Origin of the sequence: Breznakia blatticola (assembly GCF_004365815.1) — a bacterium.
GTDB classification, from domain to species: Bacteria; Bacillota_I; Bacilli_A; order Erysipelotrichales; family Erysipelotrichaceae; genus Breznakia; species Breznakia blatticola.
Window position 1 is genome coordinate 1 of record NZ_SODD01000066.1, and the last position, 8,594, is coordinate 8,594.

11 protein-coding genes are annotated in these 8,594 nt (G+C 34.7%); 3 read left to right on the forward strand and 8 right to left on the reverse strand.

Features of this window, described 5'->3' with window-relative positions:
• Positions 1 to 100: 100 nt before the first annotated feature.
• Positions 101 to 442 (forward strand): DUF6442 family protein, encoded by a 342-nt coding sequence (locus tag EDD63_RS11630; protein ID WP_208318331.1) that lies wholly within the window; start codon positions 101 to 103, stop codon positions 440 to 442.
• The gene (locus EDD63_RS11635; protein ID WP_208318332.1) at positions 442 to 648 is read left to right on the forward strand and encodes a helix-turn-helix transcriptional regulator; all 207 of its coding nucleotides are present in this window, start codon (positions 442 to 444) and stop codon (positions 646 to 648) included. Before EDD63_RS11630 ends, EDD63_RS11635 begins: the two co-directional genes overlap by 1 nt.
• Positions 649 to 678: 30 nt before the next feature.
• On the opposite strand, the gene EDD63_RS11050 is transcribed toward EDD63_RS11635, so the two are convergent.
• From EDD63_RS11050 to EDD63_RS11065, 4 genes are all read right to left on the reverse strand, one after another.
• Positions 679 to 1,272: an FMN-dependent NADH-azoreductase gene (locus EDD63_RS11050; RefSeq protein ID WP_134171373.1), complete on the reverse strand. Its 594-nt coding sequence runs from the start codon at positions 1,270 to 1,272 to the stop codon at positions 679 to 681.
• A gap of 138 nt (positions 1,273 to 1,410) precedes the next feature.
• Complete coding sequence (locus EDD63_RS11055; RefSeq protein WP_166667637.1) at positions 1,411 to 2,367, reverse strand: TDT family transporter; 957 nt, start codon at positions 2,365 to 2,367, stop codon at positions 1,411 to 1,413.
• Between the two features lie 96 nt (positions 2,368 to 2,463).
• On the reverse strand, positions 2,464 to 2,703 hold the full coding sequence (locus tag EDD63_RS11060; protein WP_134171375.1) for an RDAC family protein: 240 nt from the start codon (positions 2,701 to 2,703) through the stop codon (positions 2,464 to 2,466).
• Positions 2,681 to 3,922 carry an HD domain-containing protein gene (locus EDD63_RS11065; RefSeq protein ID WP_134171376.1) on the reverse strand — a complete coding sequence of 414 codons (1,242 nt, stop codon included), beginning with the start codon at positions 3,920 to 3,922 and terminating at the stop codon, positions 2,681 to 2,683. Before EDD63_RS11065 ends, EDD63_RS11060 begins: the two co-directional genes overlap by 23 nt.
• 87 nt (positions 3,923 to 4,009) lie before the next feature.
• Between EDD63_RS11065 and EDD63_RS11070 the strand changes: the two genes are divergently transcribed.
• Positions 4,010 to 5,026, forward strand: coding sequence for a Gfo/Idh/MocA family protein (locus EDD63_RS11070; protein ID WP_134171377.1), 1,017 nt, complete (start codon positions 4,010 to 4,012; stop codon positions 5,024 to 5,026).
• A gap of 18 nt (positions 5,027 to 5,044) precedes the next feature.
• Here EDD63_RS11070 and EDD63_RS11075 read toward each other — a convergent pair whose 3' ends face one another.
• The 4 genes from EDD63_RS11075 to ispF are packed head-to-tail and all read right to left on the reverse strand — an operon-like array spanning position 5,045 to position 8,385.
• Complete coding sequence (locus EDD63_RS11075; RefSeq protein ID WP_134171378.1) at positions 5,045 to 5,944, reverse strand: hypothetical protein; 900 nt, start codon at positions 5,942 to 5,944, stop codon at positions 5,045 to 5,047.
• Entirely contained in the window at positions 5,941 to 6,465 is a 525-nt protein-coding gene (locus EDD63_RS11080) for a GNAT family N-acetyltransferase (RefSeq protein ID WP_134171379.1), read from the reverse strand. Before EDD63_RS11080 ends, EDD63_RS11075 begins: the two co-directional genes overlap by 4 nt.
• The gene (gene gltX / locus EDD63_RS11085) at positions 6,465 to 7,904 is read right to left on the reverse strand and encodes a glutamate--tRNA ligase (protein ID WP_208318333.1); all 1,440 of its coding nucleotides are present in this window, start codon (positions 7,902 to 7,904) and stop codon (positions 6,465 to 6,467) included. The genes EDD63_RS11080 and gltX overlap by 1 nt, the downstream gene beginning before the upstream one ends.
• Complete coding sequence (gene ispF / locus EDD63_RS11090; RefSeq protein ID WP_134171381.1) at positions 7,897 to 8,385, reverse strand: 2-C-methyl-D-erythritol 2,4-cyclodiphosphate synthase; 489 nt, start codon at positions 8,383 to 8,385, stop codon at positions 7,897 to 7,899. The genes gltX and ispF overlap by 8 nt, the downstream gene beginning before the upstream one ends.
• Positions 8,386 to 8,594 lie beyond the last annotated feature (209 nt).

Here is an 8,594-nt window from a genome sequence, read left to right on the forward strand (position 1 = left end):
CCTTATTTCCAGAACACTTCTTATCTTAGATTAGAAGAACAATACAATCAAGTTGGAAAAGCCAACTGATTACACTACATATTATACGAGGAGAAGTCTTATGAAACGAGAAGATATACTGTCAAAAGCACAAAAGTCAAAAGACGACGAATATCAAAACTATATTGAAGGTGCTGCTATCAAACGTATCGTATTTATTGGCGTATTAGGAATCTATATTGCATGTAGTCTAGTAGAACTAATTACTGGGGATAAGTTTATGATCACTTTTAGGGAGTATCGTGTATCACTTTCTATAGTATGGGCATTTTTTGCGGTTATATTCTTTACCTTTTACTATGGATATTTTTACATCCATTTAAAAACCAAACGATATTTATACTATTGTATATTTGGTATCATGATTCTTCTTATCGGGACTTTACGTTGGGTATTATTCTAATGGAAGAATTACAACTACAAAACCGTTTAAGTCAGAAACGAAGTGAATTAAAACTATCCCAACAAGCATTAGCTGATTTAGTTGGAGTTTCACGAAATACAATCAGTTCTATTGAAACATTACAATATACACCAAGTGCAAAACTTGCATTACTTATTGCCATTGCTTTACATTGTACATTTGAAGATATATTTTATTTTGAATAGCATATAAAAACTCAGCCGAAGCTGAGTTTTTTAGAATGATTTTGCGGATTTCTTTGCTTGTTCTACTGATGTATGAATTGCATCAGTTAATGCATCACCAAGAAGAACGTTTGTGTTTTCACATGCAATCGTTTCGATATCTTTAATATCCATGAAACCTAACACCGTTCTTAGATAACGTTCACCCATTTCAATATCTGCCATTTGTGGAGTTGTATAATCACCACCACGTGCGACTAAGTATACAGCTTTCTTGTTATCTAATAATCCAACAGGTCCGGTTACTGTGTATTTAAACGAAATACCAACAAACATTACATAATCGATATATGCTTTTAGAATTGCTGGAATTGATAAGTTCCATAATGGTGCTGCAATGATGTATTTGTCAGCTTCTGCAAATTGCTTTGCACGCTCACGAATATCAAAATCTTTCCCACCAAACATATTTCCTAAGTCTTCCTCACTTAGAAAACGAATGTCTTCGTTATATAAATCAATCGTAGTGATTTCATCCTCTGGATGTTCTTTTTTATACGTATCAACAAATGCCTCAGACATTTGGAACGTCACAGATTGATCTACTGGTTTTGGGTTTGCTTTAATGTATAGTACTTTTGCCATTTTATATCTCCTTTTCCTTATAATAATATAAGTATTCCTATACTATATTCTTATCATAGAATCAGAAAAGAAGCACACAAAGTGCTCATTAAAAGCTAGCAATACTAAAAAGGACAACCCGAAGGTCATCCAATGTATTTATTCTGAACGTAAAGCATCTTTTTGTCTTGATGCTTTGGCATATGGTCTAGCTGTATCGATAAATAGATATTTTACATAGCGTATAATTACATACCCAACAATGATAATAGCCCATACCATTTCAACTTTCGATAATATAGAAAGAAAGTCATTTTGTAAAAGGTCGGCAGTTTTTCCACAAGCAACTGCACTAATAACAAATGGGAAGGTCATTGCTGCATATGAAGGGAAAAATTGTAGTCTTAACAATTTTGGCATTTGTAGCATAATAAATCCCCACATAAATGTCGCTAATACGATAAGAAAATATACAATCCATGTTTGTGGATTACTTTCACATGATAAGTACCCAGCTAATGTAAGTGATGCTGGAGCTGCATAAATACATATTAATGGTTTTTCTCCATCAATGGTTACTGCATATTTGATATAACGATATGTTATATATGGAAGTAACATTACATACGTGATAAATCCAAACCAGAAAATAGTAACTCCAAAACTTTGCATCTCGAAAGCTGGTGCTGTAACACTCGCTACAACAATTCCAACAATTGGTACGAAGTAAGTAGCAAACACTTTATCCCATACGGGTTTTATCACAAAACGTAACGTAAAATAGATCATTAACATAAAGTGTAAGATAATTGCGAATATCCAAATATATCGTGCTACTTCTCCAATAAATGGTTTAAAGTATGTGCACATAACCATCAACCCCATCGTAAAGGTTGTTGATACACTGGCAATGATTGGATTGGCTAGATCTTCTTTGATCATCTTTGGATACAAGATGAACTTAATCAAACATAATACCAATAAAAATCCTGCAATGATTCCACAGATGGTATGATAGATTTCATTATATGGTTGTAGCAAATTTCCTAATGAGGATGTTGCTAGCATAACTCCAGCTAAAGGAACTGGAATTTTTTGAATAATTGATTTTAACATGACTTCTCCTTCACATAATAAAAGCATGATACCACAGCACCATACTTTTTAAAAATAATAATTTCTAATAGCTAGATAAGTTTACATAATAGCTTTCTACACTACTTTCAACAATAATGCTCCAGGTTTCACTGGTTCTACTTGCATAAAGTAGTCCTTTAAATATGCATTGATTATTGCATAGAGTTCATTTACATCATGTGCTTCTCCATCTTGTTTGAGTTCTACAAATTCTGCTCCACAAGCACCAACACTATGTAACGAATATGCAATTCCTTTTTCTTTTAGTAATTGATTGATTTCAAATATTTTATTAACATCCACAATCTTTGCCATATGTTTCTCCTAAATCTGGAAAGTACACTTTACTTTCCTTTTTTACATCTCCTTCAACTAAGGATTTTACAATTACACTTCTTTGACTTAATTCTGCAACTTCACCACTTTCAGTAAGTACCCAAATATTCGAACCACTTTCTTTTGCATATGGTGAATATGGGGATTGCGACATCGTATCCATGTAACAATAATAATTTGGATCATATCCTGCAAGTCGAACCCTTGCTTCCATTTGTTTATATTCATCATCATTCATGATTGTTTCATATTCAAACAAGCGACGGTTGAGTAAACGTCTTGCAAGATCTGCAATCACTTCATCATCTGATTTTGTCAGTCTAGCAATTCCATAAAATGCTGCATTTTCATCTAAATCAAAATGATCACAAATACTTGGATGATCTCCTAAAAAAGGAACAAACATTTGTAGTTCTTCAACCATAGGATCTCCATTTTCATATAAATAACGCATACGTTTAAATAAACTACTCAATACAATTTCATACGAACGACATACCGGATGATAATATACTTGCCAGTACATGTGGTATCTTGCCATAATGTAGTTTTCTACACTATGAATTCCACTTTCTTTCACAACAAGTTTATCGTCTTTTACTCGAATGGTTCTTAGAATTCTTTCTAGATCAAAAGCACCATAACTCGTTCCTGTAAAATATGCATCACGTAGTAGATAATCCATACGATCTGCATCCAGTTGCCCAGAAACAATTTGATTAAGTATTGGGTTTTTATGTTGATAGCGAATCACACTTGCAACTTCTAGAACTAGTTCTTCATCATAAGAACATAGAATACGATTGACATCACTATTGCCTACGATAATATCATACGAAAAACGCTCATGTGGAATCGGACAAATATGTTCAAAAGCATGCGAGAACGGTAAATGTCCAACATCATGCAACAATGCTGCAATCATTACGACTACTTTTTCTCTTTCGGTTAATTTCATTTGTAAGTCGTGTACTTCATGTACCATTCGTCTTACGATTTCATAGACACCAAGCGAATGTGAAAAGCGTGAATGTTCTGCATTATGATATACTTGAAAATCACCACCAAGTTGGCGAATCCTACGCAGTCTTTGGAATTCTTTACTATCAATTAATTCCCAGATGATTTGTAAGTCTACATGAATGTATCCATGGATTACATCACGTAGAACCTTTGTCTCTCTTGTTTTTTCTAGCATATGAAACCCTCTTCTTACTAAGAGTATATCACGGAATGAAAACATTTGTGGTATGATGATAGTATCAAAATGAAGGAGCTATGAACTATGAAAATCGGAACCATTGGTAGAGGGGCAATTGTTGACCGCTTTATTAAAGCAATCTCTATGACAGATCATGTCGAACTTGTTGCTGTATACTCTCGAAAACTTGATGATGCAAAAGCATACGCAGCACAACATCAAGTAGATGCATACTATGATTCAATTGATGCAATGTTAGCAGATGAAACTGTAGATACTGTATATGTAGCAAGTCCAAACTCACTGCATTACGAACAAAGTCTTCAAGCATTACACGCAAAAAAGAATGTTATTTGCGAGAAACCATTCACAAGTACACTTGCAGAAACAGAACACTTAATCGCAGTCGCAAAAGCAAATAATGTATTCTTATTTGAAGCAATTACAACCATTCACTTACCAAATTATGAGGTGGTAAGAAATCAGTTACCAAATCTTGGGAATATGAAAATGGCGACATTAAACTTCTCACAATATTCATCACGTTATGATAAATATAAAGATCAAATTGTTACTAACGCATTTGATCCTAACTTCTCAGGTGGAGCCCTAATGGATATTAACATTTATAATATTCATTTTGTAATGGGATTATTTGGAAAACCAGAAAGTTATACATACTATCCAAATATCGGATTCAATGGAATCGATACAAGTGGTACATTAATCATGCGCTATGATACGTTTACAGTAAACTGTATTGGATGTAAGGACTGTAGTAGTGATTACTTTACCTTACTACAAGGAGACAATGGCAGCGTCAAAGTTAGCGGAGGAAGTACAGGTGTATGTCCAATTGTTGAAAAGGTTCCTTTAAAAGGTGATCAAATCGATGTAGCTAATGCACAAGACAATCCAAACTGCATTGGTGTAAATCAACACTTCCATATGGCTTATGAGGTAGATAACTTCCAAAAAATCATTGAAGCAAATGATTTTGAAGCTTGCTATAAACTATTAGATCATACACGTGATGTCATGGATGTCGTATATCATGCACGACTTGCTGCAGGAATTACATTCCCTGTTGATAAAGACTAGAAAAAAAGCATTTGCAAATTACGCAAATGCTTTTTCATTTTCTTCTAAGTAATATGTTGGCATTTCAAATGAAGTATCATCGCTTTCTTCATTTTGATTTGTACTTTCACTTACTTTTAATTCTGGGATTGTGAAGTCGTCTACTTTGTCATAGTCATAACAAGTAATTGTAAATGAAGCATCTTTTACTTCAACTTCTAACCCTTCCGTGTTCTCACCAAATCCTTCTGTTAATGATTCTTTCATTGCAGCTTTCATATCTACACTAACAGATGCCAAGCGGTTATCCTTTTTGTAGAATTGATAAGTTACTGGGAATGTTTTTCCCTCGTAATCTTCCACGCTAACAAGTTCTTCTGTAGCACCTAAAACATCCATCATTTTGGCCAATGTTTTGTATTCGATACGTCCTGCAACTTGGTATGTCTCTTGTTTTTTGACTTTACCATCATTTAACGTACGAAGTACATCCATTTTCTTTAATGTCTTAAATTCATCTTTACTAAGCGTTGCATCTGGCAATCCTGTAACTTTTGATGTCACCCAAGTATCACTTGAACCATCATTACTTGCAATCACAAATGCGTCATCTTGTTTATAGGTGTATGTTTCTAGTTCTACTTTTTGACTTTGTCCCATATAACTAATATCGATTGTGCCATTTGCATGTGCTTTTTCTTGATCTACCAATACATCATTAGTCATATCAACCTTTATTGCCATTTCCACGGTTTGTTCCTGATAGGTTGCCTTTACATCCATGGTGTAATTCACATCCATTTTATATGAAGTTGGTGTTTTTGCAGTTGCAGCTAAATCTAATGCTTCTACTGCTTTTTCTTCTGAACTTACTCCGCAACCAGTTAACATCACCATACTTAGTGTTGCAACAGTTGCGATTTTTTTAAGTTTTCTCATCTATCTTCCTCGTAATCTTTCAAACATAATACATACATTACAATATCATGCACGTTACCACTTGCATCTTTGTATGCATGTACCAATGTTCCTTCTTTTTTGAAACCTAGCTTTTCAATCACGCGTCTACTTCTTGTGTTTTCGACAAAGTGATTGATACTCACATATGGTTCTTTATCTTCTAAAAACAAGCGATCCAATACCAATCGTGAAGCTTCTGGCACATATCCATTACCCCAATAGTCTTTACCAATCCAATATCCTAGATTTTTCATTGGTGCTGTACGAAGTGGATCTTGTTGAATTCCAAAACAGCCAATTAGCGTATCATCATCTTGTAAGAAGATTCCAAAACTGTTTTCGTTGATAAGAATTTTGTCTAATACTTCTTTTGTTTCCTCAATCGATGCATGTGGTTTCCATCCAGCATGGATTCCAACATCTGGATGACTTGCTATTGCAAATAGTGCCTCTGCATCATCAAGTGTTAAATTTCTAAGATAAATACGCTCGCCTTTCATTAGATTTGCCCTAAACGTGCAAGCACTTTATCCTTTCCTAACAACGTCACAGTTTGCGTTAAATCTGGTCCGTGTTCTTGTGCTGTAATCGCAACACGTAACCCCATAAACAACGGTTTCCCTTTAATTCCCGTCGCTTTTTGCGTCGCTTTAATTGCAGCTTTTACATTTTCAGCTGTCCAGTCTTCGATTGCTTCAAGTTGTTCAGCAAATCCTTTTACAACTGTTGGTGTTGTTTCCCAAGACATTACTTCTTTGCCTTGTTCGTCTAATGTATAGTCGTCCTTAAAGAATAAACTAACAAGTTCAACGATTTCTTTCCCATATGACATTTGATCATGATATAAACCAATCAAGTCGTGAATCCAAGCATCACTTTTTCCACTTAAGTCATATGCTTCTTCTAGATATGGTTTGCACATTGCAACCACTTCATCTAAATCTTTGGCTTTCATATAACGGTTATTTATCCATGTAAGTTTGTTTTTATCAAACATACTTGGACTTTTACTTAAACGTTTTTCATCAAAGATTTTAATTAATTCTTCTTTAGAGAAGATTTCTTCTTCTCCTTCTGGTGACCAACCAAGTAATGCTAAGAAGTTAAACATCGCTTCAGGCAAGTATCCTTCTTCTTCGTATTGTGATACAAATTGCATAACATTTTGATCACGTTTACTTAATTTCTTATGGTTTTCATTAACGATAATTGTCATGTGTCCATAAAGTGGTGGTTGCCATCCTAACATATCAAATAACATCAATTGTTTTGGTGTATTTGAAATATGTTCTTCCCCACGGAATACATTGGTAATTTCCATACGGTGATCATCAACTACAACTGCAAAGTTGTATGTTGGAATTCCATTACTTTTTACAATTACCCAGTCTCCGATATCTTTTGATTCAAAGCTTACTTCGCCACGAATCATATCATTGAATGTATATGTTTTTCCTTCAGGTACACGTAGACGAATCGTATATGGACGTCCTTCTTCTTCGTATTTCTTAATTGCTTCATCACTTAAGTTACGGCAGTGTCCATTGTACATTGGTGCAACACCTGCTGCTTCTTGACGTTCTTTTTCTTCAGCTAATTCTTCAGGTGTACAGTAACATCTGTATGCATGTCCTTTTTCAATTAACTCTTCAACAATTTTGTCATAAATATCAAGAGCTTCCATTTGACGATATGGTCCATATTGTTCTTTTGGGTTGAATGGACTTTCGTCAGGAACAATTCCTAACCAAGCAAGATTTTTCAGTTGAGATTCTTCTCCACCTTCAATATTTCTTGCGATATCTGTATCTTCCAAACGGAAGACAAAATCTCCATCATAATGTTTTGCATATAGGTAGTTAAATAATGCAGTTCTTGCATTTCCTATATGTAAGTGTCCAGTTGGACTTGGCGCATAGCGCACACGTACTCTACTCATTTTCATTTCTCCTTTGTAATAAAACAATCGCTTGGGCAAGAACTCCTTCTTGTCTTCCCACAAAACCGACTTTTTCGCCTCTTGTTGCTTTGACATTCACCTGACTTTCATCACAGTGAAGTGCCCGAGCAAGATTTTCTTTCATTTGTGCATTATAGGGTGCCATCTTTGGTTTTTCAATCATAATTAAACTATCGACATTACCAATTTGGTAATTACGATCTTCCATCATTTTCACCACATCTGCAAGAATATCTAATGAGCATCGATTCTCATTTTCTTTTGCAGTATCACTAAAATGTGTACCTAAATCACGTAAGGCAAGTGCACCTAAAATTGCTTCAGCAATTGCATGAACAAGTGCATCACCATCAGAATGTGCATCCACAGCAAAGGGTGCTTCAATTTTCACTCCACCAAGTACGATATGATCACCTTCAATAAAACGATGAACATCACTTGATTGTCCAATTCTAAACATCGCAACCCTCCTTTTTTCAAGCATAACTATTATAGCACGGTACTCAAATCGCTTAAAGTAAAATCAAGTGTACTTTATATCCCTTAATTTTTACTTAAATTCATAATTTATTGCACATAAAAAGTAGGCGACTGAATTACTTCAATCGCCCCTTATCAAACCGTACGTACGCTACTAACGTATACGGCTTTCCAACATGTTTCGACAGT